The organism is Erysipelothrix enhydrae, from assembly GCF_035066605.1.
GTDB lineage: Bacteria > Bacillota_I > Bacilli_A > Erysipelotrichales > Erysipelotrichaceae > Erysipelothrix > Erysipelothrix amsterdamensis.
On record NZ_CP125807.1, the window covers coordinates 1363033 to 1383395 of the forward strand.

The 20363-nt window shown below is 31.5% G+C and carries 17 protein-coding genes; 15 read left to right on the forward strand and 2 right to left on the reverse strand.

Features of this window, described 5'->3' with window-relative positions; translation table 11 throughout:
- Nucleotides 1-147 precede the first annotated feature (147 nt).
- Nucleotides 148-762, reverse strand: coding sequence for a hypothetical protein (locus tag LLS04_RS06755; protein WP_323610949.1), 615 nt, complete (start codon nt 760-762; stop codon nt 148-150).
- A gap of 1566 nt (nt 763-2328) precedes the next feature.
- Between LLS04_RS06755 and LLS04_RS06760 the strand changes: the two genes are divergently transcribed.
- The 14 genes from LLS04_RS06760 (at nt 2329) to LLS04_RS06825 (ending at nt 18860) form a co-directional block, all read left to right on the forward strand.
- A complete protein-coding gene (locus LLS04_RS06760; RefSeq protein ID WP_323610950.1) occupies nt 2329-4254 on the forward strand; it encodes a hypothetical protein in 1926 nt (641 codons plus the stop codon).
- A 289-nt stretch (nt 4255-4543) separates the two neighbouring features.
- Nucleotides 4544-5002 (forward strand): hypothetical protein, encoded by a 459-nt coding sequence (locus LLS04_RS06765; RefSeq protein ID WP_123171596.1) that lies wholly within the window; start codon nt 4544-4546, stop codon nt 5000-5002.
- A gap of 1588 nt (nt 5003-6590) precedes the next feature.
- A complete protein-coding gene (locus LLS04_RS06770; RefSeq protein ID WP_323610952.1) occupies nt 6591-8750 on the forward strand; it encodes a bacteriocin-associated integral membrane family protein in 2160 nt (719 codons plus the stop codon).
- Nucleotides 8751-9368 (forward strand): ATP-binding cassette domain-containing protein, encoded by a 618-nt coding sequence (locus LLS04_RS06775; protein ID WP_323610954.1) that lies wholly within the window; start codon nt 8751-8753, stop codon nt 9366-9368.
- Nucleotides 9369-10030: 662 nt separating this feature from the next.
- Nucleotides 10031-10273, forward strand: a complete 243-nt coding sequence (locus LLS04_RS06780) for a hypothetical protein (RefSeq protein ID WP_323610955.1) — start codon at nt 10031-10033, stop codon at nt 10271-10273.
- A gap of 318 nt (nt 10274-10591) precedes the next feature.
- A complete protein-coding gene (locus LLS04_RS06785; RefSeq protein ID WP_323610956.1) occupies nt 10592-11002 on the forward strand; it encodes a hypothetical protein in 411 nt (136 codons plus the stop codon).
- Between the two features lie 305 nt (nt 11003-11307).
- Entirely contained in the window at nt 11308-11736 is a 429-nt protein-coding gene (locus LLS04_RS06790) for a hypothetical protein (RefSeq protein ID WP_323610957.1), read from the forward strand.
- A gap of 28 nt (nt 11737-11764) precedes the next feature.
- The gene (locus LLS04_RS06795) at nt 11765-12631 is read left to right on the forward strand and encodes a hypothetical protein (RefSeq protein ID WP_323610958.1); all 867 of its coding nucleotides are present in this window, start codon (nt 11765-11767) and stop codon (nt 12629-12631) included.
- A 707-nt stretch (nt 12632-13338) separates the two neighbouring features.
- On the forward strand, nt 13339-13974 hold the full coding sequence (locus LLS04_RS06800) for an ABC transporter ATP-binding protein (RefSeq protein WP_323610959.1): 636 nt from the start codon (nt 13339-13341) through the stop codon (nt 13972-13974).
- Nucleotides 13975-14331: 357 nt separating this feature from the next.
- Nucleotides 14332-14946, forward strand: coding sequence for a C39 family peptidase (locus LLS04_RS06805; protein ID WP_123171587.1), 615 nt, complete (start codon nt 14332-14334; stop codon nt 14944-14946).
- A 2-nt stretch (nt 14947-14948) separates the two neighbouring features.
- On the forward strand, nt 14949-15869 hold the full coding sequence (locus tag LLS04_RS06810; RefSeq protein ID WP_123171586.1) for a hypothetical protein: 921 nt from the start codon (nt 14949-14951) through the stop codon (nt 15867-15869).
- A gap of 332 nt (nt 15870-16201) precedes the next feature.
- Nucleotides 16202-16630, forward strand: coding sequence for a hypothetical protein (locus tag LLS04_RS06815; protein ID WP_323610961.1), 429 nt, complete (start codon nt 16202-16204; stop codon nt 16628-16630).
- Nucleotides 16631-16638: 8 nt separating this feature from the next.
- The gene (locus tag LLS04_RS06820; RefSeq protein ID WP_254051761.1) at nt 16639-17517 is read left to right on the forward strand and encodes a hypothetical protein; all 879 of its coding nucleotides are present in this window, start codon (nt 16639-16641) and stop codon (nt 17515-17517) included.
- 707 nt (nt 17518-18224) lie between these two features.
- The gene (locus LLS04_RS06825) at nt 18225-18860 is read left to right on the forward strand and encodes an ABC transporter ATP-binding protein (RefSeq protein ID WP_323610962.1); all 636 of its coding nucleotides are present in this window, start codon (nt 18225-18227) and stop codon (nt 18858-18860) included.
- A gap of 126 nt (nt 18861-18986) precedes the next feature.
- On the opposite strand, the gene LLS04_RS06830 is transcribed toward LLS04_RS06825, so the two are convergent.
- On the reverse strand, nt 18987-19829 hold the full coding sequence (locus LLS04_RS06830) for an aldo/keto reductase (RefSeq protein WP_323610963.1): 843 nt from the start codon (nt 19827-19829) through the stop codon (nt 18987-18989).
- A 212-nt stretch (nt 19830-20041) separates the two neighbouring features.
- Between LLS04_RS06830 and LLS04_RS06835 the strand changes: the two genes are divergently transcribed.
- Nucleotides 20042-20239 (forward strand): YwbE family protein, encoded by a 198-nt coding sequence (locus LLS04_RS06835; RefSeq protein WP_275159516.1) that lies wholly within the window; start codon nt 20042-20044, stop codon nt 20237-20239.
- The last annotated feature ends 124 nt before the right edge of the window (nt 20240-20363 follow it).

The window sequence follows — 20363 nt, forward strand, 5'->3', positions numbered from 1 at the left end:
GGGCATATATTTTGGAAACAACAAGAATTTACGCACGAGCTATTTTAGAAGATTACTCAAAAACAATGGAAAAATTGTAGTTCTATTTTAATAGACTTTATTACTATCAGGAGAGAAGAGGTAAAAAAACCACATTTCATAATGTGGTTAAAAAAAATTAAATAAAGATTGAACTCTATCTTTTATCTTTTTTTTAAAATCATCTGGTAGTATCCAAAATATAAATGTCAAAACAGTTGGTGCGCAAAAAGCGACAAACGGGTTGCTCCCTATAACGGAAGAAATTAGGTTCATTATTTGAACTTGATTGTTTAATGCAATAACAATACCGTCGAAAATCACGAAATATGCAAAGATTTTGAAGGCAGTAATCTTGAACAACTCTTTTTCATTTTCGTAATTGTCGTTTTCTGTAGGAGGACCTGTAGGGGGGACACTAACATCAAAAGTTTCAGTTGAAAATGAAGGGAAGTACAAGTTCCAATCCAAATTAGCAATCGATGAATCGATTGCCTTCTTAAAGATAAAATCAAGAATTTCTTTAATAGTATCAAGAAACTCTATGATTCTGTCTGCCGCTACTTCAATAAATCGATGTAGTGGCATGAGCGCATCAGTTATGGTGTCAAATAGACCACCAATAGATTGTAAAAATTCTGCATTAATCAACATAAAGTCATCCTCATGACATTTTAGTTCATTAGTAGTGATTGTATCAAACTTCATAGAACCGTCAGTGTTTGTAAATTCCAAGTTACTCATATTATTTTCACCTCCTTTCTTCAATAAATCATAGCAACAAAATATTAAAAAGTATAGAAAGTTAAAAAGTGTTAACGAACCACTACCAATTGGTTTATAAAAAATCAACCATTAACAAAATAATATACAGTTTATTTGGAGTACTTGATATGATGTTCTAAGCTATCTATTCACTATGAAAATACAATGAAGTAACGATAAGATTGTATTTAAATTCTAATATAATTGATCGAGAAATAATCTGTAAAACATTACAGGAGATTATTTTAAAAACAAGAATTGATCTAAATCGTTTGATTTGGAACACAAATAAAAATGGAAAAATTATTAATAAACCTTATAGTATCCATGTAGTTTTTGAGATGTTTTGGAATCTTTATCAAAACGCTAAGATAAGAAAATGCTATAACATAATTAGTACAAATTATAAAAAAAATTCAGTACTTGCAAAACGATTATTTCACATTTAGAGAGACGGGTGAACTATAAAGATTGGAAGAAAGCAGATGATAAATTTGTAGATCTTAAAGCTCACCAAGGAGTACTTAATTGAAAAGGTTATAATCGACTTCGCAATAATATAAAGGTTAATCATAAATTTTTCTTATAATAATTTAATAATTAAATTTTAGTGAAAGGGAAACAGCAAATTTTGTGCTAGATGTTTTTATGAAAGAAGATAAAAATATATCCAATATAAAATATTTACAAATAGATCGCTAGTAAAAGTTCAAGAATTACATCATTAACGAAATTCTTGAAGCATTAGGGATTTCGCCCTCTTTGAACGCCATGGGGATGATTATGATAACCAAATAGGACAAGCAAAATTATATATTATAAAAAATAGAGTTTGATAGGAAACAATTAATTTATAGACCTGATGAATTGAGACAAGAATTATTAGCATAAGTTTATTGGTTCAAAAACAAATGTTTTCATTCGACCCAAGGATATTTAAATCAAATAGAATACTAACAAAGATTAACTAGTGATTTTATCTAAAAAAGTATTTCTATACCATTATTACTAAGAGATACCGTAGCAAACTGAAATCTAACTATTCTGCAACATCTATTATTGCACTTTAGAATAAATAATTCATAATCACATTTTCATTTAATTTATTATTTGGAAACATTTCTATTTTTGTTTTTCAATATAGTTAAGGAACATTGATTATAACAATACGGAAGTTCATTAACCTTGCAAACTAGAACAGGTTGCGTTTGAATTAATGAATTTGCAAATTAATTGATTTTTTCTTTGTGACGAATTTGTTTTCAAATTATAACTATAGATTGGGATATCAATCGATAAGTAGGAATATAGTTATATTGATATCATTAATACAGGAGATCGAATGACAGGCTTGAAAAAGTTCATCATGTGTATATATCCTAAATTTACAAATAGTTTTTCTCCATGAAATTTAATTTCAGAGAATGATATATGAGTTCAGATTTCCTTAGTGAAAAAAGACTAAGATGCTAATTATCGGAAAGCGCTTGCGCAATTAAGGGGATGTGGTAATGTTATAGATATAAACATAAGTTGGGGGAAATTATGAAAATTGAAATTGAAAATTTTTGTAATATTAGATATTCAAGTTTTGACCTAAGTGAAAATAAATTGAATTTTATTTATGGTATTAGTGGTTCAGGAAAATCCTCTATTGCTCTAGCATTGAATTCAGCAGAAGAAGATTTGAATACTTACAAAACTTTCGGATCTGATAATCAAGTAAATGTTGTCATTAAACCGGAACTTGAGTTTGCAATTTTTAATGATGACAGAGTCGAGGAGTTGATTATTAGTAAAACTGGAGTTGGTATATATGATGTAGTGTATGGAGAAAATAAAATTTCTAAGGAAAAAAGAAAGAAACTTGAGTTTTTTCTTAAAGAAGATGTTGTAGTAGACATTAAATCAATCATTAATGCACAGGAAGAGAGGATTTTAAGACTAGAAAGCGAATTAGGAATTAAGCGAACTAAAACAAATAAGATTAGTAACACTAATTTGTATAAGGAATTAGGAAATCCTAAAAAATATGAGGACAGTAATCCTGAAATAAGTGTGAATGAAAAAGAGTGGATAAGAGAAGGGTTTGAAAGATATTTTCAGGGATCTATCTGTCCGTTTTGTAAACAAAATGTAACAGACGAGATTGTAAAACGAATAATAGTAATTGCGAATGAATTACCCGAAACACATCAAAAAATTATCAATGCTGAGAAACAACTTAACGATATAGGAATATTTGTTGATTTTAGCAAAATTAATAATATAGAGGTGCAAAAAGAATTAAAAAAGGAAATTGACAAATATTATAAAATATACCTAGAAATGATTGAAATTGAGGCTGTATTCGGAATTTCGTTTAATGACGAAAAATCACTAGATAAAAAATCCTCGATTAAGTTGAGTGATGAAACTGTTAATCATTTTGAAACATTTGATGTTCCTATTCAGAGCATATTAGATTCGTTTAATGATGAGAAAGAAGGTTACTTAAAATATAGAAAAGATTTCAATTCTACTATGATGAATATCATAAAGGAAAATATTAATAAGATAAATAAAGCAATTAGTAGTTTTGATATAAATTACAAACTAGTGAAGAATACGATTTTAAATATAAACGAAAAATATGAATTGAGACACAAGTTAGCAGAAATGGATACAACTAAGAATCTTTCAACAGGAGAAAAAAATATAATTGCTTTAATACTGTTTATTATATCTAGTGAAAACAAACACGTTATTATCGATGATCCTGCTTCTTCATATGATGAGTATAGACGAGAGCAAATACTTAATTTTATTGTGAAATCAAGATATTTAGATGAAGTGAACAAAAAAACTACCGTAATACTTTCACATGATCAAATATTTCTAAAGTTTTTAACTCGGAAAATGGAAATAAATAACCAAAGAGAACATATAGGTTTTGTTTACCATTTTGAAAATATTGATGGTATTGGTAAATTACAAGAAATTCACAAAAAGGATATGGATTATTTAATTAATCATATAAAAAAAAGAATTGAGAGTTCTAAAAGTTATTTACAGACCATTATTAATCTTCGTCTTTATTATGAACTCTATGATTGTAGCTCGATAGAGTATAGTTATTTATCTGCAATATTACACTCAGAGAGAGATGAATTGACCAAAGAGAAGTTGCATGAGCAACTGTTGAGTTGTGAAATAACTGAAGCTGATGTAATTGATGCTATTTCAACAGAAACTGGTAAAAGGATCTTAGAGTATGAGAAACCACTGACTTTTAGTAATGATGAATTATGTAAGTTTGAAAAAATCTGTTTTTTCAGGGAAATATCAATTGGTAATGATAAAAAAAATCTTAGTAGTGTTGTACATTTTAACTATGCAATGCAACACATTCTGAACCCTTATCTCTATAACTTTCAAAGTATTGCTAGCTATGAAATTATTGAAAAACTTGAGTCCGAGATGTTGAAATAATATAAGACTCCCAAAAACAAATTACTAGTAAAATAATAATATATTTAGAAACCTGAATATTCAATCGTAGCTTAGTACTTAACAAATAACATCGGTATGAAGATTTTATATTCAAACAGCTTAAACTATATCTTCAGGCTCTCATGATATAAAATATAAGGAAAATAGCAATTATTTATATGCTAAATCATTGCATATAAGAACAAATGTTATGTGATTTTGATTTAAATATTTATGTTGGTCAATAGGTATAATCTAGATTAGGAACAAAGTGAGACGAGGTGCGTATATGTGCGTGGAAGATGCAATAACAGCTTGGGGATTACCATCAAACCTAGTGGGGAACTTCGAATATAAATTTAAGGGTAACGTAAGTTATTTTAAAGAACGAAGTTATTCATTAGATAATGGATACACGTTTTGCTTATGGGATTTAGACAAATGTCAAGAAGTAGTAGTTGTTGATTTTTTCATCACTAAAGGGCGCCTGTTAGAAACGTCTGTGAGATTGCAACTAATTCATATTCCATTTGAAGAATATAGAGGAAAAGAGGTTTCGAGATTCTACATTCAAAAAATAAAGGAATACGCATTGAGTAGAAACGTAACGCTAATGAAATATATTGCTAACCCTAAAGATCCATTCTTTAAAGTATCGAAGGACTTAAAAAATTTATCGAGAGACCAACTAATAAATTATTACTCTAGTTTCGCCGATCATCACTTTAGAGTAGAATCAATTGGATAGTAAACACTTAACCACATTCCATTAATTGCGGTGCATTTTTCTGATGTTAATTCTGGTTCATCATTATTTTTCAGCATCGTGTAGTCTAAATCTATCAATTTATCATTAAAAGTAAAACCTTTAACAATTACATGGTTTTCTTATTCCTAATCTAGCAACAATATTTTCTATGGAGCACTTTTTAATTATAGATTTACAGATTACAACGATTAACTTTAATGCCAATTTTGGCTGCAATTAGTTCTCTTTGTTTGCTTTAGCATGACTGATAAACTAAATCTAAAGCTAGAAAAAACAATAGGGTGTTAGAGTCAGAACACTACCATGAATGGAACGTGTGAAAATCAATTTGGTATTTCAGGAAGTGTTTTTTAAAAAGTAAAAAGTATCTATTTATACAATCAAATACGTCATCGTGGGTTGATATGTAGGGATGGTAGATGAATAATGTATAATGGCATTCCGTCTATTCATTGGGGTGTAATAAGAGATGTTATGTTAGTTCTACCGTATATTAACAAGACTTTGAGGATACAATGTAGATACGTTAACACCAAACTAAGTTTTCTGATTTGTTTCTTCAAAGATATATCAGGCAATATCTGATGTTTAAAGAGATTTAACACCATCTTTGTGATCAAGGTTGAAAATTTGTAGATAGAGCTCTATTTGGTTATATTCGCTTATCCTCATTATTCTCACAGCATAAATTTCTAGGTTGTTTTATGAATATGCTTCAAAATTTCGAGTGGCGCTTGAAGCAAGTATATGTGATATTGAAGACGTAATACTACAACTAATATTGTACCTATACGATTGTCTGATGATGATTTTGTAATTTAATATATCAGTTTATTTTGCTTGCTGGTTAATTAAATCAACTCTTTCTGGGCTATTTAATAGTTTTTTTAAACGGATCCTCTTTTTTTTCGATAGCGATTATTCTAAAATAGATTGCATGACTCTATCTTAACTAAAGGGATTAATAACTTATTTGAAGTGGATTTTATCGATATCATACCTTACATCTAATCTATCAGTCACACTCTACCAAAATCATTCTCTCATATGCATAAGATGATATTTATGAATAAGTGTTTTACTTTGTTAACCAATTATGTTAACGACTTTAATCATAGAGTTGTGCTCTGCATCTAAAGCAACTAACATTGATTTTATACATCGATTATATCTATTATATTTAGGTGAAGTAACCTTAGAATCAAAATGACAGTAAGTCTCACTAGACAATCTATCAAGACAAATCGTGTGATTGAAAGTAACTTTTCAAAAAAGAGATGAGTGTTCTTGGGTGTTTACGCATAATATAGAATTGACGAACTAGATGCTGTCGGTATCGAAAATTGGAATCTATTTCTATGACTGTTTCTTCAAAGAGAGTACGATTAGTTTCAAAGGTTAACTCACTGATTCATTCGACAAATTTAAATAGTCAAAGATGTCTCTATTTTTAAGATTGTGGAGCAGCGTACACCTATGCTATTCTGTGTTATGAATAACCCGTACTCAATAAGTTAATTTAATGGTTAAAAACTAGCATAACATTTTAAAAAAGAGGGGGATTGCAATGTCATCAAAAATTACGAGAGTCTTTACGTCTGTTTTCATCGTCTTTATAGTAATGTTCTCAATCTTGTTAGTGTCCGCACAACAAGAAACGATGCTTAATGATATTTTTAAATCAGGATCCTATAAAAGTATTTATATACCAGATACTGCAAAAATATCGAGAGATGAGTTTATGAGTATCATCGGTTCTGCCCAAAAAAATCATGTTTATTTTGGAAAATACAGCGAGAAAATTCGCTATGTATCTGTTAATGACTTTAGCACTGACGTCAAAGAATTTTTAGGCGTAAGAATTCCGTCGGGAACATTAAGTTTATCAACTTTTGATACGAATAAAAATCACGATTTTTATGTCAAACCACTAAACATTGGTTCAAACGAGCAACTTGAATTAACTTTTAAAAAACTTGATGAAAGTACCTTAGACGAAGAAGTCTACGGTTTTCTTGATCTCTATGCAAAAGATCAAGAACAAGCTGAAGTATATATCGAAGAAATTGCTCAGCGAGCGGGGTTAGATGCTGATGAAATTGTTCAGCAAAAAACAATCTCAAGTGATGCTGAGTTTTTCTTCTTGTTTTTGATGGTTGCAATTGTAATTTTTTCGATAAGTAATATGCTCGTAACGATTTTTAGTTTTGTAAAAAGAAATAAAGAAATCGGCGTATATAAATTACTTGGATTGTCTGATTTTTCGGTAGCAAAAAAAGGAATATCTAAATATATTTCGTGGTATATAGTTTTCTCGGTTATTGTAATGTTTGTGACATCATTAATTATGAACTATTGGAATATTTACCTAATTAAAATTCAGATCACATATCTATCAGTATATCTACTGGCATCGATTATTTTGATTATTACAGCTTCAACTATTATTACGCGAAAATATAGCATTGCTTCGCTTACAAAAAACCAAAAAACAACAAATGCGATTATAAGGATTTCGATGGTGTCCAAGGTATTATTTACAATTATCCTGGGATATTTTTTACTCAATACGACAAATATGTTAGAGTCGCTTACTGATCAACGCTATAAACTCAGTATTTTTGAAAACTATCGGGACACTTATGCTTTTACAAGTTATGCAAAAAACAGATCAGATAATAATTCTACAAGCAATAAGCGTGTTCCAAAAGGATATCCAGAATTTAATTATTCAGATTTTTATAAAAAAGTCGTCGCGGGTAATAATGGCTACTATGTTGATTTTTCCGCTTATTCTTGCCCTGATGAAACGATCGAACGAAAGTTAGCAAGAAATTGTTATGATGATCAGTATATTTTTACTCTGGTTAATGATATCTATATAAACGATTATAAATTATTACCGATGGAACAAATTAAAAACGCCCTAAAAAAAGAAAAACGTGTCATATTAATACCGAGAGAGCTACAAGATTCTGAGAACTCAATACTTCAAGACTATCGAGAGTATTTCCAATCAACGAAAACAATCGTAAATGATTTGCAGATGGAATCAATAATCTATGAAGACTCAGATTTTTTCTCAATGAACAGTGAAGTAGTCGGTTCGGATTATCTTATCCATAATCCGATATTAATTGTATTTGATGAGAATACAGTTAAAGGGATTCCCGATTATCAACTCCGATTCTTTGGTTATGGAACGTCAACAGCTGCGCAGTTTAGTCTGGACTCGACGGAAACAAAGGAAGCGTGGTATAAGAAGAATGAAGATGTTTTCAAACAGTTCAATATAGAGAATAATATTTCTGTTGAACATTTTAACAACACTTCAAATGATCTAAATATTATGATTTCTATTTTGGAATTTTCTTTAAAGATCTATACCGGTATACTGCTTATCTCAATTTTATTAATCAGTTTTGTATCCTTTAATATAACACATACGTATATGAGCGATATTCGAAAAGAAATCTTCGTTAGAAAACTAATAGGAGAATCTGATTTCAATATATTCAAACAATACATTCTTTTGTTATTCTTTACAGATTTACTTGCTGTTGTTATTGTTACTGTTATTCTGCCGGTGTTCCTAAAAACGACCATTAGTATTAAAGGAATTGGAGTTCTGTTTCTGTTAATAATAATGATTGATGTTATCGTATTTAGTATTGTGAAATCGAAGTTTGTTAGGAATAATTCGAGTAATCAGATAAAGGGGGAATAGATGATGATTCAATTGAAGTCGGTAAGTCGTACATTTGGTAATCGCACACTGTTTCATGATATTAATGAAAAATTTGTGGTGGGTGAATTGGTTGGGGTATCCGGGAAAAGTGGCTCTGGGAAAAGTACACTATTAAATATAATCGGTTTAATTGATTCTGATTATGAAGGAGAATTATTAATTGATTCGATAGCTACTAAAAATATTAGCAAACGTAAAAAAGAGCAATTGGTCCGTGAGAATATCAACTATCTATTTCAAAACTATGCCTTAATTGATAATGAGAGCGTTCGGTATAATCTTGAGTTAGTACTTAAAAAGAAAGAAGATCATAAGTTAGACGCTGCTTTAAAACAAGTTGGACTCGATCGCGCAATATTAGAAACCCCAATCTATATACTTAGTGGCGGGGAGCAACAGAGAGTCGCATTGGCCCGGTGTATTTTAAAAAAAGGTAATATCGTTCTAGCGGATGAACCAACCGGTAATTTGGATCAAGAAAATGCAGAGATTGTGATGGGAATTCTTTCTGAGTTTACAAAGCAAGGGAAAGTCGTTGTGATTGTTTCTCATAGTAAAGTAATTATGCAATTATGCGATCGAGTTATAGAACTATAATAAGATGAATAGTCTATTAAGGGCATTCGTAAATCTAGATCTTTAATTCCGAAATAATAGTAGTAATTTTTATATCTAATATTTCGTTGAATAAACCGAACGCCTAATTATGCATGTGGCTTTTCAGGCGGTTGATGTGTCACTTAAAATGAATCTATATCGGAAGACAGATTACCAATGCACTTATTATTTTTTATTTTGACAAAGTGTCTTGATTATTGACCATGTTATGGTAATATCTGTGTAAGGGCTTTCTAGGTTGAGGCATGATTTATTAAGGTATAAATAAAATCGATAGATGCTTATACTATAATCAATGTTGGAGTATTTCTCTGAGAAAAGAATTTACTGAAAACTATTAGATAGTAGATTTTTATTTTCAATTTCAACATTTATGACGTAACCAATGATCGAATGCATAATGAACAAGTTATCTAATCTTATAGATTCAAATCAACAGAGCAGAAGGTATGTTTTGACGTAGTCATCGAATTGGCGTACCAGTACCTAGTCATAGTAGAAATGGGTCCTCAGGGGATGACTTGATTATAATTCGAACTTTCTGGGGCTATTTGTATAATGTAAGTGCAGTGTTGAAAAAGAGAATTATATTCAAATATTGAGTGTAATTTATTATTAATAAAATTATGAGGGGGAATATTATGAATAATAATAAACAGGTAATGAAACTTGGAGAAATCTCATTTGGTGCTGGTTTTTTTGCTTTTGTTGCATTAAGAATCGCACATGTGTTTTATGCTGCCGATCGGGGTATAAGTGGAGACTCATGGAAGATGTTCTTACAATTTAAAGGACTTACGATGATTAATCTATTATCATATGCATTAATTGTATTTTCGATAATAGCTTTTATTTATTCTTTGCTTAATATTGTTAAAGAATAGACCATATGGATATGAATCAAAAACATCAGATCCAGTCTATCTATTTGGAAGAAATCATTTAGTTTGAATGTCAACAGCCCTTTAAATGAGTATAGCTTTGTTAGTGCGGTAAATGACCGCACTTTTTTATAAAAAATGGGTTTTCTTCATTATGTAGAAATTCACAGTTTAACACCATGATGTTAGACAAAGAATAAGATGAAAATACTATGTTTATAAGTCTTATGTTTATGTGGTAGATTCCTTAAATTGGAATAATCCTACATAGATTAAAGTTGATAAAAAACATGTATAATAAAATTAACAGGAGGAATTTGAATGAAAAGGTTCATGATCGTATGGGTACTTGTTTTAGCGTTCATTTCCGGTTGTAGTAAGCAAGACATGCTTAAGACAATGCAAGATGATATTGAGTTAAATGGTATTGAAAGTGTTCGCATAGAGAGACATATTGGTCCAACTGTTTTAGAACGTGAAGTGAATGCTGAAGATATCCCAGAACTCGTAGATGCATTAGATGAATTTGAGGTAGAGAAAATCTCTAAGAATAAAATGGAAGTTATCTATGGTGGAATGATAGCACTAACAATAAATCTAAAGAGTGGAACTACTTACGAATTTAACAATGTAGGTAATTATTACTTGATGGTGAATAATGAGAATTATGTTATTAAAAATAATAGTTTCAAACCATTTGATAGTTGGGTAGATGCCGTATTGAAGCGATAAACTTTACACTGATTTATTATTTTCGAAATATTATTATTGAGAATTATTGAATTAGGTATTACTCGATAAATGAAAATATATGCAAAGTGCGAAATCTTTCGCACTTTTTTGTCATTTAAGACTAAAACGACGATTAAAAAATTTCCGTATCTAATTTAATACTGAGATATAAAATGGAAGTATTATATGCAATAATTTAAAAATTCCCTAAAAAAATCCGTGTCTGTAATACGAAATAGCGGAGTAAAATAGGAGCTTTTTTTGTGTTATATTTTATGCGTACACAAATGAAAAGGAGGGTGGTTATGAGAAAAACGTTTTGTGTATCGGTTTTTTTGATTTTTACGATGGTGTTAGGAAGTATTGTTGATTTATCCGTCCAAGCGAATGAAGCTGCTGGACCAACGGACTATAATTGCTATTATTATGGTTTTGATGGTCGTGCAAATAGAAAAAGAGCGATAGTTTCAAGTGTTGTTGATAAAGAGACGTATAGCCCAAGTGGTATTGAATGGGATTATTCGTCTTTAAAAGGTCTCAACATGTTCTTTTCGATTCATAATTCTAGAACGGGTAAGGAACAGAGAGAGGTTCTTTTTATGAATCATGACTCGGGTTGTTTTACAATAACAAATACCAATACAAAGAGAGGAACTCAATATGATCTACGGGCTCGCAGACAAAATATATGGGATAGTGGGTATACTCAAGTTTCGGGATCTTGGAGACCGTAAGACTTTAAAATAGGATAGGAATTGTAAGATGCTTTCACGTAACGTAAGAAAAAATAGTGATTATCTACTAATTGTATTACTTTCTACATCTGTATTCTTCATTTCTCTTGAATCAAATAATCACACACTATCAACGCTTTGGGAAGGATTTCAGAATGGTTTTAAGTTTTCGGGAATCGATGCGTTGGAATTCGGTGGAGAAAACAATTGGTGGCCATTTTTCCATCAAAGTGTAGGGTCCTACATTAGTATGATGATCTGGGGCTCGAATTTATTTCAATTATTACTTCCTCTATTTATCACTATTGTTGGGATAAACATTTACCTAAAGAAAAACAATGAGTACTTTTTTGAGTGTTACCGTTTTGATTGTTATTCAAAATTCATACGGAAGAAGATTTTTGAAGAGTCGTTTAAAGTCTCAATATCAATCTTCTTGGGTTATTTAATTTTCTATATATTCGCCTCATTGTTTGGAAGTAAAGTGAGTGCAGATGATATACAATTTGGTATTCCAGTAAAACTATTCATTGATTGGTTGCCTAAAGATTTCTTTTTAAACCACTGTAGGCTGTATCACTTATTATGGGGAATCTTTGTATTCTTTATTGTTCCATTAATTTATGGCGTCGCATATGGATTTGTAGTCCCTTATTTCCAAAATTTGCCTATGGTAACACTAGCATTTACGATGTATTTTATTGCATTTTCAATCGCAAGTTCATTATTTATCCCTTATAACTCTGTTTTAAGATATATGTTCGATCCATCAGCTGTGATCGTTTCAGGAGCTTATAGTTATCCTAATACACTTATGTATCTATCGTCATTGCTGGTTCCGATTATCACAGCAGTGGTATTGTACTTTATAAGTTGTCGTCGTTATGAAGTTTAGAAAAATAAAAAAAATCTTACCATGTATGATGGTCCTCACATTACTAACCATTACTTTTATACACTTGGTAAACGTACACCTTGATACGACACATGGATTCCAAATTTACGATGAGTATAAAGTATATTTCATGAACTCAGCTGCATTCAGTAGAGTCGGACTCTATTTCAAAGATATAATAATCTTTGGGGTATTGAATCTGATTGTGTATTACTTGTTTCTCTATACTGATACCGTAAGCGAACAAGAAACGTCAATTCATATGTTCATGATGTCACGATTTAAAAGTATAACCTGTTATTGGCTCTATCTATTTTTAAAATATTTAAAGAACTCCTTCGTCATAATTATGGGTTATGGAGTACTTTTAGTTGCTTTTTCAAATGCTCAACACGTTCGTTTCGTTTTGTCTCCTAATAGTTTAGTTGAACTTTTTTTACAGGACATCAAGATAGTGCTATTGATGGTATTTTTAAAACTACTTTATAATTTTATAAACATAACAACAAAAAACGGTTCTCGATCAATTCACAAAATATTTACTGTATTTATGTTGTTGTTAGCAGATATAATCATGGGCAAGTATCATTTAATTGTGATGCCTGACTCGTATGACATCAATTTACGGTATATCTCAATCTATATATGTTTCATTGTTATGACTTATTTTTTATACTGGGGTCATTCAAAAAAGATTGGAGAATATTATGATTAAGATTAGAAATATATCAAAACGATTTAAAAATTTAGAAATTTTCGAAGACGTCTCTTTGGAAATTCCGACGGGTAAGATTGTAGGCCTCGTTGGAGAGAATGGGTCTGGTAAAAGTGTACTCATGAAGATGCTGTGTGGCTATTCTAAACCTACCTCAGGATCAATCGATGTGTATGGTGAAACATTAGGTGTAAACCGTGATTTTCCAAACAGTGTTGGGGTTTTGATTAATGACTCGCATTTCATCAAAAATTACACAGGTATGGAGAATCTCGAGTACTTGATAAATATTCGTAAACAAACGGATAAAACCTTCCTTAACGAATTAATTCAAATCTTCGATATGGAACGCAATATTCACAAGCGATATAAGGCTTATTCGTTAGGAATGAAACAAAAGTTACGAATCATTCAAGCGTTCATGGAACAACCCAATCTCATACTCTTAGATGAACCCTTTAATGCTCTGGATAAGAAGTCAACGATGGTACTCGTAGATTTAATAAAAAGATATATCAATGAAGAACGAATCATTATCTTCACAAGCCATGAGTATCAACATATCGAGCACCTAGCAGATACCGTCTTAACAATACAAAATAAAAATGTCATTGTTGATTGTGCATAAGAGCCAATCAATAAAACATTGATTAAAAAACACGCTCATCAAACTGAATGTATATCAGTCGAATGAACGTGTTTTTTTTATCAAATCTTAACCTCAATAAGAGTGCTGTGGTTGAAAGCATCATTTAGGTAGAAAACTTTTGTCAGGAATCATCTTAGAATGAATTCAAATACAAAAGTCTTTTTAATTTACACGCGTTGAAGTGAGTATCGAAAGTACTTTAAAATCAAGAATAACTCAAAAGTATAATATTATTTCCATTGTTAAGTTTATGGAGAAAAAAACAATGTTGATTTTAATATTTGAATAGTGTTACTGTTTGCATATACTACAAATTGAACATAAAGAGGGGAAATTATGGAAAAGTGTAGAAATTGTATTTTGAAACTAGTTACTGTTGTACTTGTAGGTGTGATAACCTTTTCAGCTTCGCTAACAGATTTATATGCCGCAAGTGGTAAGAAAACACTATGGGTTCCACTGTATAAGCAAGGGCAAACGTATTGGTGTTGGGCTACATCAGCTAAAATGGTAGGGGATTATCTTTATGGAAGTAGAGGGTCTATTTCAGATATAGTCTATCACGTGACAGGCGAGAGGAAAACTTCGTCAAAAGGAAGTGTATCTGAAACGGTCGAGGCTGTTAATTATGCTTCTGCTTATGGAAATCATTACATTTCTAAGTATGGACCTTTGGGTTATTGGAAATACGCTACTTCCATTAATAACGGAAAACCTTACATCATTTTATTTGAATCAGACTTTAAAGAGGGAAGAAGTGGTCATGCGATTGTAGGAAGAGGTTATAAGTGGGTCGAAAATAAAAACTCGTCCGATTATCACTATATTGAAGTCAATGATCCTTGGGGAAGAACTGTTTTTGTTGAATATGCTTCATTTGTTGGAGGAAAAGATCATATCTGGAATAAAGCAAATATTGTTTATAGTATCGTAGCGAAGGGGAAATTCTAATTATGAGTAGATCTAAGATAAAGTATTGGAGTATTTTGGTATTCGTCTTAATTTTGACTGCTTCGAATCAATTTTTACCAAAAAACTTAGTTTATGCAGATAGCGATGAGAGTACACAAATAGACGCGATCAGTGTAAAAGCTGAAGATAGAGAATCGGTTGTTGAGAGTCAAAAGTTTTTTGAAATGTTTATGGATGATCAAAGTCCAAAGAGGAGTAGAAGTCTGGGACAAGATACATTTATTAGTCCGTTAAGTGGTAAGATGATAAAGCTTCTCATGTTGAATAAAGATATTGTTATTTCTATTTTAGAAAATGAGGACATCAACTTAGATGAGGCTTCAATCGCATTTGAGTCATTAACAGAAACAAATCAAATTGCAAACTTTCAAGAAGTAGATGGCGAATATATTCTAACAAATTTAGAGATGACCGATAGTGGAACACTTTCTATCGACTTAGACTATGTTGAAAATTATATTAATGATAACAAGCTTGATTCAGAAAAGGTTGCGTATGTTAGAACTGGGCTACGTCCTGATTTAGCATTTGTATATTCTACTGAGACAGAGGAAATTATTCCCTTCTATAAAAATATTGGAGATTTTATTGAAATAGAAGGCGTTAGACATGGACAAATATATAAAACTGAAGAATTGAGAGGGCCATTGCAAAAATATTATGATGCAATATATACTGTGGTTCCTGAAGAAGGCATTACTAAAGGAAGCGAATTATTTGGCGGACCATCTAAAAGTGTTTTTGGTAAAAACGATTTAAGTGAAAATTTTAGAATTAACAATTCTAAATCTAAATTGGTTAGATCAATCATAATTGCAACACTTTCAATGATTGCTACTGGAATCGCTATTCTATATACCAGTAATAGAAAAAAACTTAAGCAAAGAAAGAATCAAGATTAACTGAGTAAGTTTCAATCCTGGTTAGCTATTAGCCTCATAAACAAAAAGAACTAACACCTGTTTTAATCCGGCGTTAGTTCTTTTATTTGTTAATAGAATTATTCTGTTATTACATTGGGTACTCAGGACTTTCACTTGAGCATAACAAAGAGAAAAGTGTGCTTGAATTCTAAAAATATGTACTTTTGATATTAAACTGAATAGATTTATTCTATGCAATTAATCGAATATCTCCTTAATAATAGAATGAAATTCCTACGAAATAGCGGAGTAAATAAACGCTTTTTTTTATGATATATTTTATGCGTACACAAATGAAAAGGAGGGTGGTTATGAGAAAAACGTTTTGTGTATCGGTTTTTTTGATTTTTACGATGGTGTTAGGAAGTATTGTTGATTTATCCGTCCAAGCGAATGAAGCTGCTGGACCAACGGACTATAATTGCTATTATTATGGTTTCGATGGCAAAGCAAATAGAACGAGAGCAAGGGTGTCAAGTATCGTTGATAAGGAAACCAATAGTCCAAGTGGTATTGAGTGGGATGCTTCTTCTATTAAAGGGATTAACATGTACTTCTCAATTCATGAAGCAAAAACAGATTATCTTAAAAAAGAAGTGTTCTTTGCAAATTCAGATTATGGATGCTTTACGATCACGGGTACAGACACTGTAAAAGGGTTGCAATATGATTTGCGCGCACGCCGTCAACATATTTGGGATTTTAGAGCAACTCATGTTTCAGGTTCCTGGAGACCTTAGATGAAGTGATGATTGATAGTATGTTACCGAAATTTGTAAGAAAGAACACTGATTACCTTCTTATTGCATTACTTTCGTCATCTGTATTCTTTATCTCGATCGAGTGCGAATATGGTACTCTTTCAAGACTTTGGGAGGGATACCAAAATGGTTTCAAACTTACAAGCTTAGAAGCATTAAAGTATGGCCCAGAAATAAACTGGTGGACATTGTTCCACCATAGTGTTGGATCCTATATAGGTATGATGATTTGGGGCACAAATTTATTTCAATTATTACTTCCACTATTTATCACTATTGTTGGGATAAACATCTACTTAAAGAAAAACAATGAGTACTTTTTTGAGTGTTATCGTCATGACCGTCATTCGAAGTTTATGCTTAAAAAAATTGTTGGAGAATCGCTAAAAGTATCGGCATCAATCTTTTTGGGATATCTACTCTTTTATATATTCACATTTTTTGTGGGAAGCAAAGTTACTGTCGATGACATGCAATTTGGTATTCCAGTAAAACTATTCATTGATTGGTTTCCTAAAGATTTCTTTTTAAATCACTGTAGGCTGTATCACTTATTATGGGGAATCTTTGTATTCTTTATTGTTCCATTAATTTATGGCGTCGCATATGGATTTGTAGTCCCTTATTTCCGAAATTTGCCTATGGCAACACTAGTATTTACGATGTATTTTATTGCATTTTCAATCGCAAGTTCATTATTTATCCCTTATAACTCTGTTTTTAGATATATGTTCGATCCATCAGCTGTGATCGTTTCAGGAGCTTATAGTTATCCTAATACACTTATGTATCTATCGTCATTGCTGGTTCCGATTATCACAGCAGGAGTATTGTACTTTATAAGTTGGCGTCGTTATGAAGTTTAGAAAAATAAAAACAATCTTACCATGTATGATGGTCCTCCCATTACTGACCATTACTTTTATACACTTGGTAAACGTACACCTTGATACAACACATGGATTCCAAATTTACGATGAGTATAAAGTATATTTCATGAACTCAGCTGCATTCAGTAGAGTCGGACTCTATTTCAAAGATATAATAATCTTTGGGGTATTGAATCTGATTGTGTATTACTTGTTTCTCTATACTGATACCGTAAGCGAACAAGAAACGTCAATTCATATGTTCATGATGTCACGATTTAAAAGTATAACCTGTTATTGGCTCTATCTATTTTTAAAATATTTAAAGAACTCCTTCGTCATAATTACGGGTTATGGAGCACTTTTAGTTGCTTTTTCAAATGCTCAACACGTTCGTTTCGTTTTGTCTCCTAATAGTTTAGTTGAACTTTTTTTACAGGACATCAAGATAGTGCTATTGATGGTATTTTTAAAACTATTTTATAACTTTATAAACATAACAACAAAAAACGGTTCTCGTTCAATTCACAAAATATTTACTGTATTTATGTTGTTGTTAGCAGATATAATCATCGGCAAGTATCATTGGATTGTGATGCCTGACACGTATGACATCAATTTACGGTATATCTCAATCTATATTTGTTTCATTGTTATGACTTATTTTTTATACTGGGGTCATTCAAAAAAGATTGGAGAATATTATGATTAAGATTAGAAATATATCAAAACGATTTAAAAATTTAGAAATTTTCGAAAACGTCTCTTTGGAAATTCCGACGGGTAAGATTGTAGGCCTCGTTGGAGAGAATGGGTCTGGTAAAAGTGTACTCATGAAGATGCTGTGTGGCTATTCTAAACCTACCTCAGGATCAATCGATGTGTATGGTGAAACATTAGGTGTAAACCGTGATTTTCCACGGAGTGTTGGGGTTTTGATTAATGACTCGCATTTCATCAAAAATTACACAGGTATGGAGAATCTCGATTACTTGATAAATATTCGTAAACAAACGGATAAAACCTTCCTTAACGAATTAATTCAAATATTCGATATGGAACGCAATATTCACAAGCGATATAAGGCTTATTCGTTAGGAATGAAACAAAAGTTACGAATCATTCAAGCGTTCATGGAACAACCCAATCTCGTACTCTTAGATGAACCCTTTAATGCTCTGGATAAGAAGTCAACGATGGTACTCGTAGATTTAATAAAAAGATATATCAATGAAGAACGAATCATTATCTTCACAAGCCATGAGTATCAACATATCGAGCACCTAGCAGATACCGTCTTAACAATACAAGATAAAAAAATCATGGTTGATTGTGCATAAGAGCCAATCAATAAAACATTGATAAAAAAAACACGTTCATGCAACTGAAACTATGTCAGTCAAAGAGCGTGTTTTGTATATGGATACATCAAAGATACATCTGTATATGTTCGACTTTGGTAAATCCTAGAAATCTACTGAATCAGGATCGAGTGCAACTTTCGCCGTTCCTTTTAACGAGTCAATGAAAGTCATTGTTTCTTGATCTAATTCAAAATCAAATACTTGAAGGTTTTCAATAATTCTACTTGTAGTTACCGACTTAGGTAGAGGTAAGAAACCATGTTGAATCGACCAACGTAGAACAACCTGCGCTACTGTGCGGTTATACTTTTGAGCGATTTCTTGGAGTTCTTTAACCTCGAAGATACTACCTGTTCCAAGTGGACTGTATGCTTCGGTTAGAATACCATGTGCTTTATTGTATGCTACAAGTTCTTCTTGCATGTCACTTGGACTTAAGTAAATTTGATTTACACTTGGCTTAATCACAGCTGTTTTTAAAAGTGCGTCGAGGTGGTGTGGGTGGAAATTAGATACCCCAATGCTCTTAACCTTACCGGCACGATAAGCTTCTTCCATTGCTTTCCATGCTTCAGCGTTCGCTTGTTCCCAAGTGTCACGAAGTGGAAGTGGGTTTGGCCAGTGGATAAGGTAGAGATCTACATAATCTAATTGAAGTTTTTTCAATGAGATATCCAAGGCTTCTAAAGCACCTTCGTAAGAGTGAGCGTCATTCCAAAGTTTTGTAGTGATGAAAAGTTCTTCACGGGGAATGCCACTTTTAATAATTGCACGACCAACACTTTCTTCGTTACCGTAAACGGCAGCAGTGTCAATATGGCGGTATCCAGCTTCCAGTGCATCGAGTACGGATTGTTCCGCAATCTCACCATCCGGTGTTTGCCATGTACCAAAACCAATTACAGGAATTTCTAAATCATTATTTAAAGTATATGTATTTTTCATAGGTTCCTCCATGGATAAAGTATATCAGTTTTAAGTTTGATAACGCATGGATATACATCATTCTAAGATGAAATTAAGATGAACATCTACTTTGGTAATCAATTACGGATTCTATTGAAGCATCATCAAGCGTGTTAAGGTGTGTATTGTTTTGAATATGAAGGAAGTAGGTATGTTATAATACTAATAAGAAAATTGAAAGCGAGAATTACATGAACGGAAAAAATCGTAAAGATATAACAATAGGCGCCCATGTTAATGTTGTGTTAAAACATGACCAACGTACAGGGAAGCTTACAGAAGGGTATGTAGACCGTATTCTTACAAACAGTTCACATCATCCACATGGCATCAAAGTAATGTTGGCTGACGGACAAGTGGGACGCGTCCAAGAAATTTTAGAAGACTAAAAGGATTTCATTTTGAAATCTTTTTTTTATGATTTAAATTCACGTTTCGTTATACTTTATCCATTGATAATATTTATTTGTTTTTACTTTGATTATGATATGATGGGTTTATAAAAAATCTGTC